This is a genomic window from Streptomyces sp. NBC_01723 (genome assembly GCF_036246005.1).
Taxonomy (GTDB): Bacteria; Actinomycetota; Actinomycetes; order Streptomycetales; family Streptomycetaceae; genus Streptomyces.
In genome coordinates this window covers 6,449,807-6,469,573 of sequence record NZ_CP109171.1, presented here as the reverse complement: position 1 = coordinate 6,469,573, position 19,767 = coordinate 6,449,807, and the positions used below count along the sequence as shown (strand labels likewise).

Annotated in this window: 14 protein-coding genes; 10 read left to right on the top strand and 4 right to left on the bottom strand. The window is 72.2% G+C overall.

Annotation, left to right across the window (positions count from 1 at the left end):
• The first annotated feature begins 97 nt into the window (after positions 1-97).
• From OIE75_RS30405 to OIE75_RS30390, 4 genes are read left to right on the top strand one after another with little or no spacing between them, the layout of a single operon-like run.
• Complete coding sequence (locus OIE75_RS30405) at positions 98-1,195, top strand: hypothetical protein (protein ID WP_329472844.1); 1,098 nt, start codon at positions 98-100, stop codon at positions 1,193-1,195.
• A complete protein-coding gene (locus OIE75_RS30400) occupies positions 1,192-2,217 on the top strand; it encodes an ABC transporter ATP-binding protein (protein WP_329472843.1) in 1,026 nt (341 codons plus the stop codon). The genes OIE75_RS30405 and OIE75_RS30400 overlap by 4 nt, the downstream gene beginning before the upstream one ends.
• A complete protein-coding gene (locus tag OIE75_RS30395; RefSeq protein WP_307015655.1) occupies positions 2,214-3,053 on the top strand; it encodes an ABC transporter permease in 840 nt (279 codons plus the stop codon). Before OIE75_RS30400 ends, OIE75_RS30395 begins: the two co-directional genes overlap by 4 nt.
• A gap of 5 nt (positions 3,054-3,058) precedes the next feature.
• Positions 3,059-3,898, top strand: a complete 840-nt coding sequence (locus OIE75_RS30390) for an ABC transporter permease (protein WP_329472842.1) — start codon at positions 3,059-3,061, stop codon at positions 3,896-3,898.
• Between the two features lie 7 nt (positions 3,899-3,905).
• Here OIE75_RS30390 and hemE read toward each other — a convergent pair whose 3' ends face one another.
• Positions 3,906-4,973, bottom strand: coding sequence for a uroporphyrinogen decarboxylase (hemE, locus tag OIE75_RS30385; RefSeq protein WP_329472841.1), 1,068 nt, complete (start codon positions 4,971-4,973; stop codon positions 3,906-3,908).
• 151 nt (positions 4,974-5,124) lie between these two features.
• Here hemE and OIE75_RS30380 point away from each other — a divergent pair, with 151 nt between their 5' ends.
• The 5 genes from OIE75_RS30380 to OIE75_RS30360 all read left to right on the top strand — a co-directional run bounded on the left by OIE75_RS30380 (position 5,125) and on the right by OIE75_RS30360 (position 11,658).
• Entirely contained in the window at positions 5,125-5,802 is a 678-nt protein-coding gene (locus tag OIE75_RS30380) for a DUF3000 domain-containing protein (protein ID WP_307015652.1), read from the top strand.
• A gap of 290 nt (positions 5,803-6,092) precedes the next feature.
• On the top strand, positions 6,093-6,755 hold the full coding sequence (locus tag OIE75_RS30375) for a helix-turn-helix transcriptional regulator (RefSeq protein ID WP_059298226.1): 663 nt from the start codon (positions 6,093-6,095) through the stop codon (positions 6,753-6,755).
• Positions 6,756-6,850: 95 nt separating this feature from the next.
• Entirely contained in the window at positions 6,851-8,143 is a 1,293-nt protein-coding gene (locus OIE75_RS30370; protein ID WP_307015651.1) for a ribonuclease D, read from the top strand.
• Positions 8,144-8,314: 171 nt separating this feature from the next.
• A complete protein-coding gene (locus OIE75_RS30365) occupies positions 8,315-9,532 on the top strand; it encodes an acetyl-CoA C-acyltransferase (protein ID WP_307015650.1) in 1,218 nt (405 codons plus the stop codon).
• On the top strand, positions 9,529-11,658 hold the full coding sequence (locus OIE75_RS30360) for a 3-hydroxyacyl-CoA dehydrogenase NAD-binding domain-containing protein (RefSeq protein WP_122618344.1): 2,130 nt from the start codon (positions 9,529-9,531) through the stop codon (positions 11,656-11,658). The genes OIE75_RS30365 and OIE75_RS30360 overlap by 4 nt, the downstream gene beginning before the upstream one ends.
• A gap of 62 nt (positions 11,659-11,720) precedes the next feature.
• On the opposite strand, the gene OIE75_RS30355 is transcribed toward OIE75_RS30360, so the two are convergent.
• Both OIE75_RS30355 and OIE75_RS30350 read right to left on the bottom strand, forming a co-directional pair.
• Positions 11,721-13,229 (bottom strand): hypothetical protein, encoded by a 1,509-nt coding sequence (locus OIE75_RS30355; protein WP_329472840.1) that lies wholly within the window; start codon positions 13,227-13,229, stop codon positions 11,721-11,723.
• Positions 13,230-13,274: 45 nt separating this feature from the next.
• Positions 13,275-14,723, bottom strand: coding sequence for a hypothetical protein (locus OIE75_RS30350; RefSeq protein ID WP_329472839.1), 1,449 nt, complete (start codon positions 14,721-14,723; stop codon positions 13,275-13,277).
• A 65-nt stretch (positions 14,724-14,788) separates the two neighbouring features.
• Here OIE75_RS30350 and OIE75_RS30345 point away from each other — a divergent pair, with 65 nt between their 5' ends.
• Entirely contained in the window at positions 14,789-15,700 is a 912-nt protein-coding gene (locus OIE75_RS30345; RefSeq protein WP_307015647.1) for an endonuclease/exonuclease/phosphatase family protein, read from the top strand.
• A 20-nt stretch (positions 15,701-15,720) separates the two neighbouring features.
• Here the strand turns inward: OIE75_RS30345 and OIE75_RS30340 are convergent, their stop codons facing one another.
• On the bottom strand, positions 15,721-19,572 hold the full coding sequence (locus OIE75_RS30340; protein WP_329472838.1) for a bifunctional glycosyltransferase/CDP-glycerol:glycerophosphate glycerophosphotransferase: 3,852 nt from the start codon (positions 19,570-19,572) through the stop codon (positions 15,721-15,723).
• Positions 19,573-19,767: the final 195 nt, after the last annotated feature.

The window sequence follows — 19,767 nt, the reverse complement described above, 5'->3', positions numbered from 1 at the left end:
GGGCCGCGGCCCACGGCTCCCGCCGCACGACCGACCCGTCCGCCCCTTCGTCCCCGACCTCCCCCGTCCCCCGAAGCCCCGCGAGAAAGACCCGAGAATGACGACACCGCACCGTTCCGACCTCCGCCTGTCCACCGTGATCATGGCCCACCCGCGCCGGCGGGCCGCGGCCGAGGCGCTGGGCGAGGCGCACCCCGCGCTCGCCGCGCGGGTCGTCACCGACCCGGAGCCGCAGGGTCCGCCGTCCGCCCTGCGCACCGCGCGCCTGGCCTGGCGGTCCGTGGCCGCCGACGCCACGCACCACCTGGTGCTCCAGGACGACGCGGTGCTCTCCCCGGACTTCGCGGACACCGTCGCCGCGCTGGCCGCCGCCCGGCCGGGGGACTCCGTCAGCCTGTTCACCGAGTGGGGTTCGCGCACCGCCAACGCGGTCCGTGCCGCGGCGCTGCTCGGCCACGCCTGGGCGCCCGTGGTGGACGACTACCTCCCGTCCGTCGCGCTGGTGCTGCCCGCCGCACTGGCCCGGGGGTTCGAGGAGTACGCCGCCGCGAAGGCCGCACCCGACGCGACCGACGACGTCACCCTGCTCGACTACCTGCACGACGTCGGCCGGGTCGTCCCGGTGGCCGGCCCGGTCGACCACGCCAACCCGCCGAGCCTCGTCGGCAACGACGTGATGGGCCCGCGCAGCGCCGCCTGCCTCGCCCCCGCCGGCGACCCGGAGGGCTCCGTGCTGCCCGCGATGCGCGCGGTGCCGTACTTCTGCTGGTGGGAGCAGCTGGCCGTGGTCTACCTGCGCGACCCGGCGAGTCCGGACGGCTGGCGCCGGGTGCCGGCCGAGGAGGCGCTGCTGGAGCGGGGCATCGGGCGGGAGCGGGTCGTGGCGTCGCTGCGGACGGCGCTGGAGAGCGTCCCGCACCGCGAGTTGATCCACGACCGGGTCAGCGACGTACTGCTCTCCGAGGTGTGGACCACCGCCTACGCGCTGGGCGTGGTGACCCGGGACCTCGGCGGATTCCCCGACCTCGGCCGTCCGGCGGCCCGGGAGGCGCTGGCCACGCTGGCGCCGGGGGCGCTGCGCAGGGTCGTGCCGGTGCAATGGCTGGCGGCGGTGGGCGAGCTGCTGTACCCGCTGGTGGCGGCGGCCGTGCTGGGGGGCGCGGCGGACGCGGAGGCGGCGGGGAGCGGCTCGTGAGCGCTCCCGGGCTCGCGGAGCCCGTCATCGACGTGGAGGGCGTCACCAAGACCTTCCGCACCTGGGACCGGTCCGACGCCTGGAGCGTCCGCCGGCCCTTCCGCCGGCGGCGTGCTTCCCGCGCGGTCGCCCTCAGCGACGTGGAACTGCGCATCGGGCGGGGGGAGTTCGTCGGGCTGCTCGGACAGAACGGCGCCGGCAAGTCCACCCTCATCAAACTGATGACGGGCCTGCTGCTCCCGGAGGAGGGCACCGTCCGGGTGTGCGGACTCGATCCGTACGCCGACCGGGAGGCCAACGCCCGGAACATGGGCGTCACCTTCGGGCAGCGCACCCAGCTGTGGTGGGACCTGCCCGCCCGGGACTCCTTCTCCATCCTGCGCGACATCCACGGCCTGCCCCAGGACGCCTGGCGCGGCGCGCTCGCCGAACTCGACGACGTGCTCTCGCTGTCGGACTTCTGGGCGACGCCGGTGCGTTTCCTGTCGCTCGGTCAGCGGGTGCGCTGCGATCTGGCCGCGGCGCTGCTGCACCGGCCGCGGGTGCTCTTCCTGGACGAACCCACCATCGGCCTGGACGTGCTGGTGAAGGACCAGGTGCGGGAGCTGTTGTCGCGGCTGGCCGCCACCGGGGACCACTGCGTGGTGCTGACGACGCACGACATGGCGGAGGTGGAGGCCCTGTGCCGCCGCATCGTCGTCATCGACCGCGGCCGGGTCGTCCACGACGGGCCCCGCGAACGGCTGAGCGTCGCCGGGGCGGAGTCGGTCTTCCTGGTCGAGTTCGAGACTCCGCCGCCACCGCTCGACCTGCTGACCGCCGAGGTGGTCTCCGCGGAGGGGCCGAGCGTGCGGGTCAGGCCGCTGCCGGGCGCGGACCGGGCACGGGTGACCGCCGAACTCCTCGCCGCCCATCCGGTCCGGTCGGTGCGGTACGAGGGGGCGACGGCGGAGGACGTCCTGCGGGCCCTGCACGGTGACGCGCGACGGCAGCGGGCCGCGGCACCGGGGGCGGGTGGATGAGTGTCCTCGACAGGCCCGGCCCGGCTCCGCGGCCGCCCTCGCGCGCCCACCGGCTCGTCACCCTGGTACCGCGCACCGAGTGGGCCTACCGGCCGCGCCTGGTGGCCACCGCCTTCGTCATCGTCACCCAGGTGTTCCTGTACGTGCTGCTGTGGCGGGCGCTGTACCGGGAGAGCGGCGGCGCGGTGGTCGGCCTCGACGTCGACCAGGCCATCACCTACTCGGTGCTGGCCACGCTGATGGGCACCGGCCGGGTCATCATGGAGGGGGCCTCGCAGGAGACCGCGCAGAGCAAGATCCGCGACGGCTCGGTGGTGTTCTGGTTCGTCCGGCCGCTCTCCGCCCGCCGCTACTGCGCCTGGCGCGGCCTCGGGGAGAGCCTGTACGCCACGGTCTGGCTGCTCGTCGGCCTGGCGGTGGGCGTGGCCTGCCAACTGGTCGCACTGCCGCCGTCCCCGGCCGCCGCCTCGGTGACGGTGCTCGCCTACGGCCTCGGGCAGGTCGTCTTCTACCAGATCGGTCTGCTGGTCGACCTGACCAGCTTCTGGACCATCACCAGCTTCGGCGTGAACCGGCTGGTGGCCTTCGCCCAACTGCTCCTGTCGGGCGGGCTGATCCCGCTCTGGTTCTTCCCGGAGGGCTTCCGTTCCGTCGCCGGGCACCTGCCCTTCGCGGCGACCATCAACGTGCCCGTCTCCCTCTACACCGGGCGGATCACCGTGGCGGACTGCTGGCCGTACCTGGCCGAAGGGGCCCTGTGGTGCGGGGTGCTGGCCGTGCTGAGCCGCGTGATGTGGCGGCGCGCCGCCCGTCGACTGCTCGTCCTGGGCGGGTGACGCCGATGACCTCCGACACCGCCGCCCCGGCGTCCGGGGCGCACCCGGTGGGCCGGCTGCGGCTGGCCGTCGTGATCATGCGGGCCGGGCTGCGCAGCCAGCTCGCCAACCGCGCGGACTTCGCGATGGCCGTCGCCAACGGGGTGACCTTCCAGATCACGGTGCTGCTCTTCGCCGCGGTGATCTTCAGCCGGTTCCCCTCCCTGGCGGGCTGGGACCTCGGCGAGATCCTGCTGATCAGCAGCATCCGCATGCTGGGGCACGGCCTGTACATGCTGTTCTTCGGCAACCTCGGGCTGATCCCGCACCTGCTGCGGGAGGGCCGCTTCGAGGCCTTCCGCACCCGGCCGGCGCCGGTGCTGCTCCAGGTCTTCACCTACGAGGCGCCGGTCAACGCGCTGGGCGACCTGGTGGTGGCCGGCGCCTCGCTCGGCGTCTGCCTGTCCCTGCTGGACGTGACATGGTCGCCGGCCGCGCTGGGCTTCCTGGTGGTGGCGGTCGTCGCCGCCACCGTGATCGAGCTGGGGCTCAACCTGCACATCGCCGCTCTGGTGCTGAGGTTCCGGGGCAGCGAGTCCCTGTTCTTCTGGCTGGACAACACGGCGGGCAACTTCGGCAACTACCCGCTGAGCGTGTTCCCGGTGGCGCTCCAGGGCGCGTTCACCTTCGGGGTGCCCATCGCGTTCGCCGGGTACTACCCGGCGGCGTGGCTGACCGGCCACGCCGACACGGTGCCGGTCTCCCCCGCGCTGGTGTACCTGTCACCGCTGGTCGCCCTGCTGGTGCTGGTGTCCGGGCTTGCGCTGTGGCGGCGGTGCCTGGCCTGGTACGCCCGCAACGGGTGAGCGGGGCTCAGCGGGCGGTGCGGGTGTGGACGTACTCCACGAGGCGGGTCAGCGCGTCCGGGTCGGTGGTGGGCAGGACGCCGTGGCCGAGGTTGAAGACGTGGCCCTCCAGACCCGCCGCCGCGTCCAGGACCTCGCCGGCCTTGGTCTCGACGGCCTGCGGGGTGGAGAAGAGGACGGCGGGGTCCAGGTTGCCCTGGAGCGCCTTGCCGGGGCCGACCCGGCGGGCCGCCTCGTCCATCGGGACGCGCCAGTCGACGCCGACGACGTCCGCGCCGGCCTCGCCCATCAGGCCGAGGAGTTCGCCGGTGCCGACGCCGAAGTGGATGCGCGGCACCCCGTACCCGGCGACGGCCTCGAAGACCTTGCGGGAGGCGGGCAGCACCGAGGCGCGGTAGTCCGCGGGCGAGAGGGCGCCGACCCAGGAGTCGAAGAGCTGGACGGCGCTCGCGCCCGCCTCGATCTGCACCTTCAGGAAGGCTGCGGTGATGCCGGCGAGCCGGTCCAGGAGGTCGGCCCACAGCTGCGGGTCGCCGTACATGAGCGCCTTGGTGTGCTCGTGGTTGCGGGACGGGCCGCCCTCCACGAGGTAGCTCGCGAGGGTGAACGGCGCCCCGGCGAAGCCGATCAGCGGGGTGGCGCCCAGCTCGCGGGTGAGCAGGCCGAAGGCCTCGCTGACGTAGGTGACGTCCTCGGGGGTGAGCTCGCGCAGCCGCGCCAGGTCGGCGCGGGTGCGGATCGGGTTCTCGATGACCGGGCCGACGCCCGGCTTGATGTCGAGGTCGATGCCGATGGCCTTGAGCGGGACCACGATGTCGCTGAAGTAGATGGCGGCGTCCACGCCGTGCCGGCGGACCGGCTGGAGGGTGATCTCGGTGACCAGTTCCGGCCGCATGCAGGACTCGAGCATCGGGATGCCCTCGCGCACCTTGAGGTACTCCGGCAGCGAGCGCCCGGCCTGCCGCATGAACCACACCGGGGTGTGCGGCACCGGCTCGCGCCTGCAGGCCCTGAGGAACGCGGAGTCGTACGTGGCGGTCGGCGGCTGGCCCGCGGGGCTCTGGTTGGCACTCACACCGGCAAGTCTCGCACGGCGCACGGACGGTCCCGGACCGCGGGTGGGGCGGCTCCCGCGCGCCCTCGGGGTACCGCGGGATCCGGACATCGCGTCCGCACGCGGGTGTCCCTCCCTGCGCCGGGCCGCCGTTCCGCTTAGTGTTCCCCGCATGGCTGCGGCTCAGGGACGACTGTCGGACGGCGCTGGCGGAATGGACGAGGCGAAGGGAACCGAGGAGGAGGCCCGGCACAAGGGGAGTACGGCACCGCCGGCCTTCACGGCCGCCGTCGAGGCCCTGCGGTCCGCGCGGCTGCGGCCGCAGATCGAGGTGGAGCCGACGCGCGCGCCCCAGCGGCTCGCCCCGCACACGTACGCGCTGGAGGCCGCGGTCGTCGACGGCGACGAGGACCTGGCGGACGGCCGGCTGGTGCTGCTGCACGACCCGGCCGGGCACGACGCCTGGCGGGGGACCTTCCGGCTGGTGACCCTGGTCCGGGCCGAGCTGGAGCCGGAGATGGCCGCGGATCCGCTGCTGCCCGACGTGTGCTGGTCCTGGCTCACCGGCGCGCTCCAGGCCCGCGGGCTCACCTACGGGGAGCCGAGCGGCACCGTCACGCGCGCGAGCTCCCACTACTTCGGGGGGCTCTCGGCGCGCCCCGCGGCCTCGCAGATCGAGATCCGGGCGTCCTGGACGCCGCGCGAGGGCCTGGGCGGCGTCCCGGACACCGCGGCGCACCTCGCCTCGTGGTGCGACCTGCTGGCGCAGGTCGCGGGCCTGCCGCCGGCCGGGCCCGGCGACGCGTCGATCGTCACGCTGCCGCAGCGCCGCGGCCCGCAGTCGCGCTGACCCGCTCTTCCTTTCCTTCTTCTTCACCAGGGGGCTTCCGCACGGCCGGGAAACGTTCCGTCACTTTGTCGACACGGCCACTTTCGGCCGGGTATCGACAAAGTGTGAAACCGTTCGATCTTCGAATGATCGACCGCGTGTCCGAATTGCTCGGATTGTTACTCACCAGATCGTGATCATTCTCTAAAGGCGAACGGGTTCGGTGCCGAAGACGACTGTGACCTTGAAAGCACGGTTCGTCCCGCCTTCACCCCACGAGCCGGCCCCGTCCCCGCCCCCCAGGAGGCCTGGTGTCCGTTCTCCTCGAGCAGCCTGCAAGCCTGGTCGCCTACCGCCCGAACAAGCCGACCGCCATGGTGGTCGTGGCCGACCAGCGCGTCCGTTCCACCGTCACCCGTCACCTGTGGGCGCTCGGTGTGCGCGACGTCATCGAGGCCTCGTCCGTCGCGGAGGCTCGTCCCCGCATCGGCAACCCCCGCGACATCTGCGTCGCGGAAGTCCACCTTCCCGACGGCTCCGGCCTGACCCTGCTGTCCGAGACCCGCGCCGCGGGCTGGCCCAACGGTCTCGCCCTGTCCGCCGCCGACGACATCGGCGCCGTGCGCAACGCCCTCGCCGGCGGCGTCAAGGGCTACGTCGTCACCGGCACCCGCACCAACGTCGGGCTCCCCACCCGGCCGGGCGCCGCCCCCATCGGCGCCGCCGCCGCCCGCCTGCACCGCCGCCCCCCGGGTGCCCCGAGCCACCCGGGCGGCTACCGCGAGCTCTCCGGCCGCGAGGTGGAGGTGCTGCGACTGGTCGCGGAGGGCCAGTCGAACAAGGCGATCGGCGTCTCCATGGGCCTGTCCGCCCTGACCGTCAAGAGCCACCTGGCCCGCATCGCCCGCAAGCTCGGCACGGGCGACCGCGCCGGGATGGTCGCGGTGGCCCTGCGCACCGGCATCATTCACTGACCCGTTCACCGACCTGACTGGTTTACGACCCCCCGGCGCCCGCCGACGGAACGTTCCGTCGGCGGGCGCCGTCGATCCACCGATACTCTTGACAGGTGACCGACGCCCACGAAACCGCAGCAGACCGCCCACTGCGAACCACCGGAGGCGCCCCTCCGGACGACGCCGGATCTTCTGTGAGTCAGGCGCCGACCCCCTTGCTCGAACCACGCGAGGGCATTCCGCCGGTGATCGCCGACGCCGACGCCCTCGCAGAGGTGACCGCCGCCTTCGCCGCCGGCCACGGCCCCGTCGCCGTGGACGCCGAGCGTGCCTCCGGGTACCGCTACGGGCAGCGGGCGTACCTGGTGCAGCTGCGCCGCGAGGGCGCCGGGAGCGCGCTGATCGACCCGGTGGCCTGCCCCGACCTGTCCGGACTCGGCGCGGCCATCGCCGACGTGGAGTGGGTGCTGCACGCCGCCACCCAGGACCTGCCCTGCCTGCGCGAAATAGGGATGGTCCCCACCCGCCTCTTCGACACCGAGCTGGCCGGGCGGCTCGCCGGGTTCCCGCGGGTCGGCCTCGGCGCGATGGTGGAGAACGTCCTGGGCTTCGTTTTGGAGAAGGGCCACTCGGCCGTCGACTGGTCCACCCGCCCGCTGCCGGAGCCCTGGCTGCGCTACGCCGCGCTCGACGTCGAGCTGCTCGTCGACCTGCGGGACGCGCTGGAGAAGGAGCTGGACCGGCAGGGCAAGCTGGAGTGGGCCCGGCAGGAGTTCGACGCGATCGCGTCCGCCCCGCCGCCCGAGCCGCGCAAGGACCCGTGGCGGCGCACGTCCGGGATGCACAAGGTGCGCCGGCGCCGGCAGCTGGCCGTCGTGCGGGAGCTGTGGCAGGCGCGGGACCGGATCGCGCAGCGCCGGGACGTCTCCCCCGGCAAGGTGCTCGGGGACGCGGCCATCGTCGAGGCGGCGCTCGCCCTGCCCGCCGACGCGCAGGCGCTGGCCGCGCTGAACGGCTTCGGGCGGGTCAGCCGCCGACAGCTGGAGCAGTGGCAGGTGTCGGTCGACCGGGCCAAGGCGCTCTCCGAGTCGCAGCTGCCGCAGCCCGGCCAGCCGGTGACCGGTCCCCCGCCACCGCGTGCCTGGGCCGACAAGGACCCGGCCGCCGCGGCCCGGCTGTCCGCGGCGCGCGCGGCGGTGACGGCGCTCGCCGAGCAGCTCGCCATGCCGCAGGAGAACCTGATCACGCCGGACACGGTGCGCCGGGTCTGCTGGGAGCCGCCGGCCGCGGTCGACGCCGGCTCGGTGGCGGCCGCCCTGGCCGGCCACGGGGCCCGGCCCTGGCAGGTGGAGCAGGTGACGCCCGTACTGGTCACCGCGCTGACCTCCGCGGCGGACCCGCGCTGAGCCGCCCGGCGGACCGCGCCGGGCCTCCGCGTGCCCCCGACGGTGTGACGTTCGCCGCTCCCGCCGGGGGGACTGGGCAGCTACGTTACTCATAAGTAGCATGGGGCTGAGCGCGCGCTCAGTGCATGCGTGCCGCAGCAGTGCCACCCCGCACCCTGGAGGAGAGCCATCGTGCCTCGTACCGTCAGGGACGTCGTCTTCGTAGACGGCGTCCGCACCCCGTTCGGCAAGGCGGGCCCGAAGGGCGTCTACCACGAGACCCGCGCCGACGACCTGGTCGTGAAGGCGATCCGGGAGCTGCTGCGCCGCAACCCCGGTCTCGACCCCAAGAAGGTCGACGAGGTCGCCGTCGCCGCCACCACGCAGGTCGGCGACCAGGGCCTGACCATCGGCCGGATGGCCGGCATCCTCGCCGGTCTGCCCCAGTCGGTGCCCGGCTACGCGATCGACCGCATGTGCGCGGGCGCGCTGACCGCCGTCACCACCGTGGCCGGCTCGGTCGCCTTCGGCGCGTACGACGTCGCCATCGCGGGCGGTGTGGAGCACATGGGCCGCCACCCGATGGGCGAGGGCGCCGACCCCAACCCGCGGTTCGTCTCCGAGAAGCTGGTCGACGAGTCCGCCCTGTTCATGGGCATGACCGCGGAGAACCTGCACGACCGCTACCCGAGCATCACCAAGCGGCGCGCCGACGAGTACGCCGTGCGCTCGCAGGAGAAGGCCGCCAAGGCGTACGCCAACGGCCAGATCCAGGCCGACCTGGTGCCGGTCTCGGTGCGCCGCACCAACGAAGAGGCGGGCGAGACGGGCTGGGGCCTGGTCACCGCCGACGAGCCGATGCGTCCGGGCACCACGCTGGAGAACCTGTCCGGCCTGAAGACGCCGTTCCGCGTGCACGGCCGGGTCACCGCGGGCAACGCGGCCGGTCTGAACGACGGCGCCACCGCCTCGATCATCGCGAGCGAGGACTTCGCCCGCGAGCACGACCTGCCCGTCAAGATGCGCCTGGTCTCGTACTCCTTCGCGGGCGTCGAGCCGGAGGTCATGGGCTACGGACCGATCCCGGCGACGGAGAAGGCGCTGGCCCAGGCCGGCCTGTCCATCTCCGACATCGGCCTGTTCGAGATCAACGAGGCCTTCGCCGTCCAGGTCCTCGCCTTCCTGGAGCACTACGGCATCGCCGACGACGACGCGCGCGTCAACCAGTACGGCGGCGCCATCGCCTTCGGCCACCCGCTGGCCTCCTCCGGCGTGCGTCTGATGACGCAGCTGGCCCGCCAGTTCGAGGAGCAGCCGCACGTCCGCTACGGCCTGACCACCATGTGCGTCGGCTTCGGCATGGGCGCGACCGTCATCTGGGAGAACCCGCACTTCGAGGGGGACAAGTGAGCACCACCGCAGAGCTGCTGAAGGGTGCGGCCGAGCTGTTCCCCGGCGAGGTCGTCACCCAGGCGCACGTACGCCACTTCGACCTTCCCCTCGGTGCCGGGCGCTTCGCCCTGATCACCCTGGACAACGGCCACGACCACACCAAGCCGACCACGCTCGGCCCGCAGTCGCTGGCGAACATCGACGCCGCGATCGACCAGGTCGAGAAGGAGGCCGCGGACGGCGACATCGTCGGCGTCGGCGTCACCGGCAAGCCGTTCATCTTCGCCGTCGGCGCCGACCTCAAGGGCGTCGAGCTGCTGAAGCGGCACGAGGACGCGCTGGCCATCGGCAAGGGCGGACACGACGTCCTCAAGCGGCTGTCGAAGCTGGCCGTGCCGTCCTTCGCGTACTACAACGGCGCCTCCATGGGCGGCGGCGTGGAGATCGGCCTGCACTGCTCGTACCGGACGGTCTCCGCGGCCCTCCCGGCGTTCTCGCTCCCCGAGGTCTTCCTCGGCCTGGTCCCCGGCTGGGGCGGCTGCACGCTGCTGCCGAACCTGATCGGCGCGGACAAGGCCGTCTCGGTGATCATCGAGAACAGCCTGAACCAGAACAAGCAGCTCAAGGGCAAGCAGGTCTACGAACTCGGCATCGCGGACGCGCTGTTCGAGGGCGCGGACTTCCTGGAGCAGTCGCTGATCTGGACGGCGTCCGTCCTCAAGGGCGAGATCGCCGTCGAGCGTCCGGTGATCGACCGCGGCGACGCCTGGGACCAGGCCGTCGCGAAGGGCCGCTTCATCGCGGACGGCAAGGTGCACGGCGCCGCCCCGGCCGCCTACCGCGCCCTGGACATCATCGCCACCGCCAAGAACGGCGACCTCCAGCAGGGCTTCGACGCCGAGGACCAGGCGCTCGCCGACCTGATCATGGGCGGCGAACTGCGGTCCGGCATCTACGCCTTCAACCTGGTGCAGAAGCGCGGCAAGCGCCCCGCGGGCGCCCCGGACAAGTCGCTGGCCCGCCCGGTCACCAAGGTCGGCGTGGTCGGCGCCGGCCTGATGGCCTCCCAGCTCGCGCTGCTCTTCCTGCGGCGCCTGGAGGTCCCGGTCGTCCTCACCGACATCGACCAGGAGCGTGTCGACAAGGGTGTGGGCTACGTCCACGCCGAGATCGACAAGCTGCTCGGCAAGGGCCGGATCAACCAGGACAAGGCGAACAGGCTGAAGGCGCTGGTCTCCGGCGTCCTGGACAAGGCCGAGGGCTTCGCGGACGCCGACTTCGTCATCGAAGCGGTCTTCGAGGAGATGGGCGTCAAGCAGAAGGTGTTCGCGGAGGTCGAGGCGGTCGCCCCGGCGCACGCGATCCTCGCCACCAACACCTCCTCCCTCTCCGTCTCGGAGATGGCGTCGAAGCTGAAGCACCCCGAGCGGGTCGTCGGCTTCCACTTCTTCAACCCGGTCGCGATCCTGCCGCTGCTGGAGATCGTCCGCGGCGAGCAGACCGACGAGGCCTCGCTGGCCACGGCGTTCGGCGTCGCCAAGAAGCTGAAGAAGACCGCGGTCCTCGTCAAGGACGCCCCGGCGTTCGTCGTCAACCGCATCCTGACCCGCTTCATGGGCGAGATCCAGAACGTCATCGACGAGGGCACGCCGGTGGACGTCGCGGAGAAGGCGGTGGAGCCGCTCGGCCTGCCGATGTCCCCGCTGGTCCTGCTGGAGCTGGTCGGCCCGGCGATCGGCCTGCACGTCTCGGAGACCCTCAACGGGGCCTTCCCCGAGCGCTTCACGGTCTCCCCGAACCTCAAGGCGGTCGTCGAGGCCGGCAAGCGCGGCTTCTACGTCTACGACAGCGGGAAGCCCGAGCTGGACCCGGAGGTCGCCGCGCTCCTCAAGCAGGGCGACACCGTCCTGACCGAGGAGCAGGTGCGGGCGCGGGTGCTCGACGCGGTCGCCCAGGAGATCGGCCTGATGCTCGACGAGGGCGTCGTCGCCGAGGCCCAGGACATCGACCTCTGCCTGATCACCGGCGCCGGCTGGCCCTTCCACCTGGGCGGCATCACGCCGTACCTGGACCGCGAGGGCGTCTCGCAGCGGGTGAACGGGAAGCCGTTCCTGGAGGCGGGCGTGGCGAGCGTGCCCGCGTAGGTCTCCGTACGAGAGGGCCCCTGCCACGTGTGGCGGGGGCCCTCTCGCGTGCGGGGGCCGGGTCAGTAGCCGTACGGTGTCGCGCCCGCCGTGACATGCGCGACGGCGAAGGGGACCGGCGTCGCCGGGGACTCGTTTCCCGCCGCGTCCACGGCGAAGACCTCCACCGTGTGCCGGCCCTCCTGCCACGGCCAGCCGGAGTCCCAGGCCCAGCGTCCGTCGACCGCGACCGGGCTCCCGCCCAGGAGCGTGCCGCCCGCCCGGAACCCCACCTGCGCGGCGCCCCTGGCCAGGCCGGTGAAGCGCACGGCCGACCCGCCGATCTGCTCGTACGCCACCGGGGAGTGGACGGTGGGCGCGGGCAGCCCGCCGCCCATGGGCGCGAAGTCCATGGGCGCCGCGGGCTGGGCCGGGATCGCGCCCGCACCGGCGGCCGGGGCGCCGGCCACCGCGGTGAACGGGACGGCGGTGCCCCTGGTCTTGCGGCCCTCCGCGTCCCACGCGACGGCCTTCACCAGGTGCTTGCCCTTGCTCCACGGCTTGTCCCGCTGCCAGGACCAGGTGCCGTCCACGGCCACGGCCGGCGAGCCCAGGAACTTGCCGTGCTCCCACAGGCTCACGCGCACCGCGCCGGGCGCGGTGCCGGTGAAGTACACGCCGTTCGTGGGCAGTTCGGTGTCCGGTGCCGGGTGGGAGACCACCGGCATGGCGATGGTGCTGGGCCGCTCGGCCGAGGTGGCGGACAGATAGCCCTTGATCGCCGAGGTGTCGCGGTCCGGCTCCTCGTACCCGTTGCGCACCATGCCCAGCCGCGGGGCGAGCCCGTCGGAGAGCATGTTGACGAGGCCCATGAGGAAGGGCACGTTGCGCCGGGTGACGTCCGAGTGGCGGGTGATGTGCGGGGATTCGCTGTAGACGAGGTTGAAGTTGTCGTACCCCTGGAAGAGCCCGAGGAAGGGTTCGACCTGCTCCTCGTACTGCTCGTCCTGCGGCGAGGTGAGCAGGTAGATGTTGGACTGCCGGCCCACGCCCGAGCGCACCAGGTCCGGGAGGAGCGCGTCGACCGTCCGGACGTTCTCCTCCGGCACCCCCTCGCCCAGCATGAACCGGGCGACCTTGGGGTGCACCGTCTTCACGTAGGTGCCGATGAGGAACTGCGGCACGATGGAGACGATGTTGCCGAACCCGTAGCGCAGGCCGAAGTAGAGGGCCGCGCTGCCGCCCTTGGAGCCGCCCCACAGGGTGACGCGGTCCGGGGTCAGGTCGAGGGCGTTCATCACCTTGGAGACGACCCCGATCACGGACTGCTCCAGGGAGAAGTCCATCCCCTCGCACAGGTAGTAGCTCCGCATACCGCGGAACCGGTCACGGATCCAGAGGATGTTGGCCCGCACCGGGTTGAGGACGCCGTTCGACCAGCCGTAGTCGTCGGGGACGCCGAAGTTGGAGAACACGACGAGGAGATGGCGGTTGCCGCCCTTCCCGTGCGTGAACCGGTACTCGACGGGATACGCGCCCGAGGTGTCGATCCCGCTGATCAGCTCGCGTGCTTTCGGCGGTGCAGTCGGCATGTGTGGCTTCCACTCGTGAGTTGTTCGTCGTCCGGACCGTCGTGCTCAGTACCGCGGCGGGAGGTGACCGACGGGCACGGCCGCGTGCAGGACCGTGAAGGCGGCCGCGGCCGGGGCGGACTCCGCGCCGTGCGCGTCCACCCCGACCACCTCGACCAGGTGCATGCCCTCCGGCCACGACCAGCCCGGGTCCCAGCCCCAGACGCCGTCCGGCGCGACCGCCACCGCGCCCAGCAGCACGCCGTTCTCCCGGAAACCGACCTGGACCGCGCCCGGCGCGGTCCCGTGGAAGGCGACCGACGGCCCCACCTGCTGCCCCGGTCCCGGCACGGCGACGGCCGGCGGGGTCGGCCCCGCGGGGGCGGGGCGGTCGACCACCGTGAAGGGCACCTCGACCCGGCTGGAGTGGAACCCGGCCAGGTCGACCGCGAAGACCTTGACCAGGTGCTTGCCGGTCGCCCACGGCCTGGCCGGCGCCCAGGACCAGGAGCCGTCGGCCGCGACCTCCGGCGACGCCACGAACTTGCCGTTCTCCCACATGCTGACCCGCACCGCCCCCGGGGCCGTCCCGGCGAAGCGGAGGCCGGTGGCGGGGGCCTCGCCGTTGTAGTCCGGGGCCGTCACCACGGGCGGCGCGAACGCGTCGGCGCCCTGCACCTTCGAGGTGGCGGAGAGGTAGGCCTCGATGTCCGACGTCTCCCGGTCGAACTCCTCGGCGGCGTGGCGCACGAACCCGAGGCGCGGGGCGTAGCCGTCGGCGAGCAGGTTCAGCAGACCGACGAGCGCCGGGACGTTCCGCCGGGTGACCGTGGCGTGGCCGGTGATCGTCGGCGACTCGCTGTACAGGAAGTTGAAGTTGTCGTAGCCCTGGAACATGCCGAGGAACGGCTCCACCTGCACCGCGTAGTGCTCGTCCTGGGGTGAGGAGAGCACGTAGATGTTGGCGGCGCTGTTGGCGCGGGCCCGCACCAGGTCGGGGAGGAGCGCGTCGAGGAACCGGGCGTTGTGCGCCGGGGCGCCTTCGCCCAGCATGTAGGCGGAGACCTTCGGGTGCCGCCGCTCCAGGGCGTCGCCGACGAGGAACTGCGGCACGATGGCCACGATGTTCCGGTACCCGTACCGCAGCCCGAAGTACAGCGCGGCGCTGCCGCCCTTGGAGCCGCCCCACAAGGTGACCTGGTCCGGCGTCAGCCCCAGCGACCGCGTGACGTTCGAGATGAGGGCCTGTACCGAGTCCGCCAGGCCGAAGTCCATGTTCCGGCACAGGTAGTAGGCGTTCGTCCCGTCGAAGCGGTCGCGGATCCAGAGGATGTTGGCGCGTACGTTGTCGAAGACGCCGTTGCACCAGCCGTAGTCCTCGGGCGCGGAGAAGTTGGCGAACACCACGACGAGGTGGCGGTTGCCGCTCTTGGCGTGGGAGAACCGGTACTCGACGGGAAACGGGCCCGACGCCTCGATCCCGTTGAACATCTTCCGCGCGGGCGCCTTGGTCATGTACGGAACTCCACTCTCATGACCGCCCCCGTGGGCCGGCTCGGTCGATCGGACATGATGTCGGGATGCCTCTGCCGGACTTCCCGCTCCTCACCGGCCCGCGCCGGCGTCGCGGCCTCGTCGCCGTGGCCTCGGTGCTCGCGCTGTCGGCGCTCCTGGTCACGCTGGTGCCGGTGCTGACCGCGAGGGGAACGGTGCGGTCCCTCCCGGCGGAGCGCGTCCTGACCGTGGCGTCCTGGAACATGTGCGGCGTGCGGCGGTGGAACTGCGCGGAGACCGGTGGTGCCGCCGCCAAGAGGCGGGCGGTGGAACGGCTCGTCGGCGAGGGTGCCGACGTGGTCCTGCTCCAGGAGGCCTGCGAAGCCGAGGCGGAGTCGGTCCGCGACGCCCTCGGCGATTCCTGGCAGCTCGCCTTCCGTCCCTACACCTCGCGCGACCGGGCCGGGCGTTCCGGCACGGTGCGGTGCGACGGGCGCGGGCAGGGCGCCGCCGGCCTCGCCCTGCTCTCGGCCCACCCGCTGTCCTCGGTGCGGTCGGTGCCCTCGCGCCAGCCGGTGGCCGGACTGGGGCGCGGCATCCTGTGCGCGACGGTCGACAAGGCCGGCGTCCGGGTGTGCAACGCCCACCTGAGCCTGCCCGGCAGCGACCTGGCGCATCCCGGCCGGGAGTACCGCGACGACCAGTTGCGGGCACTGGTCGCGGCGGTGCCGCGGCGGCGCACCGTGTTCGGCGGCGACTTCAACCTGAACCCGCCGAGCGTCCGCAACACGTCCAGCTGGGTGTGGCCCGACGCCGTCTACCGCGTCTACCGGGAGTGCGACCAGGAATCTGCCGCCGACCGCTCCGGGCGCCCGACGCACGAGTCCGGTCACAAACTGGACTATCTGTTCACCGGCCTGCCCAGATCCGGCTGCACGGTGCGCGACACCGGCGTCTCCGACCACCGCGCGCTGCTGGTCCGGGTGGACACCGGCTGAGGGCCCGCCGAGTACCGGCGTCATACGACCGCGCCCTCGAAGGTCCGCCCGCCGGGCATGAGCTGCGGAGGGCCGGCGTACTCGGGCCCGGGCTGCGCGGGCACCGCACCGACCACCGGCGCGACGGCCGGCTCCGGTTGCACCGTCCGGCGCGGCGCCGTGAACCAGCTCCCGGCACGGCCCTGGACCGGCGTCATGGGCCGCCCCGCCTGTCGGGTGTCGACGGTGCCCACGGCCGGTGCCTGCGCCTGCCCGGGAGCGAGGTCGCCGCCGACCACGAGCATCCGGTCGGCGAGCCGCGCGGAGGCGTAACCGTCGTCCAGGTCGCAGAACTCGCGCTGGAACCAGCGGTACCGGTCGGCGTAGGCCTCCTCGATCCGGTCGATCCGCTCGACGGCCGTCACCAGCGCCTCGGAGGTGTGCAGGAGGGGGCCGGGGGCGCTGCTCGCGAAGTCGAAGTAGAAGCCGCGCAGGGTGTCCCGGTAGTGGTCCAGGTCGTAGGTGAAGAAGAGGATGGGCCGCCCGGTGTTGACGTAGTCGAACATCAGGGACGAGTAGTCCGTGATCATGACGTCGGTGATCAGGGAGAGTTCGGCCATGTCCGGGTAGTCGGAGACGTCGAAGACGAATCCGTCGCCGGCGCCGGGCACCGGGTCCACGACGTTGGGGTGGCGGCGGACCAGGAGGACGTGGTCGGCGCCCAGCCGGGCGCGGGCGTCCGCGAGGTCGATGCGGAAGTCCAGCTTGTACTTGCCGGGCGCGTAGTACTGGTCGTCGCGCCAGGTGGGCGCGTACATCACGACCCGCTTGTCCTCGGGCAGGCCGATGCGGCGGCGGATCTCCCGCCCCCGCTCCTCGGTGCCGGGCAGCCGGAGGATGTCGTTGCGGGGGTAGCCCGACTCGACCATCTCCCCGGGGAAGCCGAAGGCGCGCTGGAGGATCGGGGTGGAGAAGCTGTTGGGCGAGACCAGCATGTCCCAGTTCCGCACCTCCTTCTCGACCCGTTCCAGGTAGCGCTGGTCGGCGAAGTGGATGGACTCGATGTCGTGGCCGATCTTCTTCAGCGGGGTGCCGTGCCAGGTCTGCACGACGATCTGGCCGTCGCGCCGCTGGAACCAGTCGGGGAGGTGGTTGTTGGCGACGATGTACCGGCTGGTGGCCAGGGCCTCGTACCACTCGGGCGACCACATGCGGATCGGGATCGCGCTGGGCGGCACCTCCACCTGGTCGTCGCGCACCACCCACAGCTGTTCGAGGTCGGTTCCGCGGCGGAGCAGTTCCTCGTGCAGGGCGCGGGGGCTGTCCGAGTACTGGGTGCCCTTGAAGGCGTCGAAGAGGACGGCGGGGCGCACCCGTTGCCGGCGGGCCGCCGGATACGCCTTGGTGCGCAGCAGTTTCTGGCGGTAGGGGCCGCGGGCGTAGTCGGGCATGGCGGAGTGGACGAGCAGGGAGAGCCGGTCGTAAGCCTCGGCCTGGAGTTCGTAGCGGCGCTCGTTCTCCTCGTACTCCTCGGGGAAGGCGCCGACGAGATCCTGCTCGATCTTCACCATCAGGTCTTCGAGGCGGTCCTCGCGGGCCACGGCCGAGTGGTCCTGCCGGCGCAGGAAGAAGTCCCAGCGGCCGGCCGCGAGCGGGATGTCGCCGGCCAGCGTCCGCATGGCGGCCGGGCTGACCAGGCACCGGAACGCGTTGCCGTCCCACTCGACGGGGACCTCGCGCTCCGCGCCGTGCGCCCGGGAGCGGACCACCAGGTGGGCGTCCCGGTACTCGCGCGACGAGAGCCGGTCCGCGGCCAGGTAGCGGCCGTGGATCTCCAGCGAGCCGTCCTGATGCCAGGAGAATCGATTCACCGTCGGCAGGGTGGCGCGCTCGAAGAGGACGAGGTAGCCCGAGCCGTTGCGGTGCACCACGACCTCGCGGTCGCCCTCCCGGGTCTGCAGCGAGCCGGGCATCCGGTAGTGGCCGTCGGGCGTCTCCTCCGCCATCACCGGGTAGAGGGCGCCCTTGCGGCCCTCCACGTGGAGAGTGGTCTTCCAGCCGTTGCTGCCCATGCTCCAGGACTCCGGGATGTCCGCGTCCGCCTGGGCGTCGGCCCGGAAGGCCGGCACCAGCGAGCGCAGCGGGAGCCTGGCCGAGAAGGTGCACCAGCCCTCGCCGCCCGCCGTGAAGTACACGCGGCCGTCGTGCTGGCCCGCGCCGCTGAGACTGGTGACGCGCAGCTTGCCCCACTCCGGCACGCGCGGCCCGAGGTAGACCCCGCGCACCTCCAGCTGGTCGCCGGTCACGCGGTGGCCGGTGATCCGGCAGCGGACGATCTCGACCCGGAGCTTCAGCTTGCCCTGGAGGAAGACCGGAAGGATGCGGGTGTTCTTGTCGACATAGCGGTACGGCGGGTTGGCGGAGCTTCCCGCACTGCCGCGGTCGATGCCCCGGTAGCGGAACAGCCCGCGGCTGAGGACACCGGCGGCCACGTCCCAGGTCCCCTCGACCCACTGGCCCTTGCGCTTGAGCCGGGTCGTGTCGATCCGGGCCTCGAAGCCGGCCCAGTCGTAGCAGTAGCGGTTCTGGTTGGAGTGCTCGGTGGCCTGGGGGGCGTAGGTGGTCTTCGCCGGGGTGAGCACCATCCGCCCCTGCTTCTTGTTCCGCAGGGCGATCGCCTTCACCGACATGTGCCGCTTGTGCACGTTGATGAAGCGCACGTACGCGCTCCCGGTGAGGGTCAGCAGATGGCCGTTGGTGCTCCAGCGGGCCTCGCCGAGCGAGCCGTGCAGGGAGAGTTCCTTGTCGAGCCGGAACGCCTTCTTGTCGAGGCCGACCTCGCGGTCCCCGAGGTAGGGGTACTTCAGGTAGCGCCGGAAGCGGCGCTGGACCGGCATCGGGCCGCCGCGCCGCTCGAACTCGATGACCTCCAGCAGTTCGGCCAGCCGCCACTCGCGTACCAGCAGCCACTTGACCCGGGCGTCCGCGGGCAGTTCGTCGATGATGGTGAGGTCGGTCTCGTCGAGGAACTCGTTGGCCCACCGCATGAACGACTGCCGGTACTCCTCGTCCGCGTCCGGCAACACCTTGAGGTGCAGCATCAGGTCGGACTTCAGGCAGGCGAGGTCGTACTTGCGCTTGCTCTCCTCGTACTGGCGCGAGCGGCGGTCGGCCAGGAAGCGGCTGACCGACTGGACCGCCGCGACCCGGTCCCGCAGGTTGGACAGCTCGGTGTGGCGCTGGGTGATCGAGGGCGCGGCCCCGCCCTCGCGCCGGCGCCAGAAGTACACGATGTCGGTGACGACGTCGACCTTGGCGGCGCGGAAGTGGGCGTACATGTTGACCCAGGAGTCCTCGTACATGACGCCCTCGGGGAACGCGATGTAGTGGTAGTCCCAGAAGGACCGCCGGAACATCTTGTTCCAGACGGTGCGGTCGTAGATCAGCGCCTCGAACCGGGTGATGTGCGTGCCCCGCCGGTTCTTCTGCATCGGCCCCTTGTGCAGCGGTGACTGCCACTTCTTGGTGGAGTTCATCATCTGCACGTTGCCCGAGACGAAGTCCGACTCGGACCCCTCCAGGGTGCGGACCAGCAGGCCGTAGGCGTACTCGGGGATGACGTCGTCCCCGTCGACGAAGGCGAGGAACTCCCCCTGGGGGTGCATGGCGCGCAGACCGGTGTTGCGGGCGTGGCCGGGCCCCTGCGGCTCCTGGCGGATCATCCGGAAGCGCGGGTCGGCGGCGCAGAAGTCGGCGGCGATCCGTGAGGAGCCGTCGGTGGAGCCGTCGTCGACGAGGATCACCTCGAAGTCACGGAACGACTGCCGCGCGATCGACTCCAGGCATTCGGCGAGATAGGTCTCGACGTCCTGAAAGGGCACGACGATGCTCAAACGCGGGTGATCCACCAACTCGTACTCCTACCAAGACATTTCGCCCAGCGGGCTGCCGAACAGTCCGCACTGGACGCCCCTCCCCTGTCCGGCGCAGCCACGGCCCCCACCGTGAACGGCCACACCGGAAACCCCTGACAGCGGGAAAGCCCCCCTTCACAGCCGTCACAGGTTCGCCACATCTTATGTCACCCT

Bases quoted from the DNA above. Each gene is read 5' to 3' on its own strand.
- OIE75_RS30350 (WP_329472839.1), bottom strand. From the start codon at position 14,723: ATGACCAAGGCGCCCGCGCGGAAGATGTTCAACGGGATCGAGGCGTCG.
- OIE75_RS30395 (WP_307015655.1), top strand. From the start codon at position 2,214: ATGAGTGTCCTCGACAGGCCCGGCCCGGCTCCGCGGCCGCCCTCGCGC.
- OIE75_RS30345 (WP_307015647.1), top strand. From the start codon at position 14,789: ATGCCTCTGCCGGACTTCCCGCTCCTCACCGGCCCGCGCCGGCGTCGC.
- OIE75_RS30405 (WP_329472844.1), top strand. From the start codon at position 98: ATGACGACACCGCACCGTTCCGACCTCCGCCTGTCCACCGTGATCATG.
- OIE75_RS30380 (WP_307015652.1), top strand. From the start codon at position 5,125: ATGGCTGCGGCTCAGGGACGACTGTCGGACGGCGCTGGCGGAATGGAC.
- OIE75_RS30355 (WP_329472840.1), bottom strand. From the start codon at position 13,229: ATGCCGACTGCACCGCCGAAAGCACGCGAGCTGATCAGCGGGATCGAC.
- OIE75_RS30390 (WP_329472842.1), top strand. From the start codon at position 3,059: ATGACCTCCGACACCGCCGCCCCGGCGTCCGGGGCGCACCCGGTGGGC.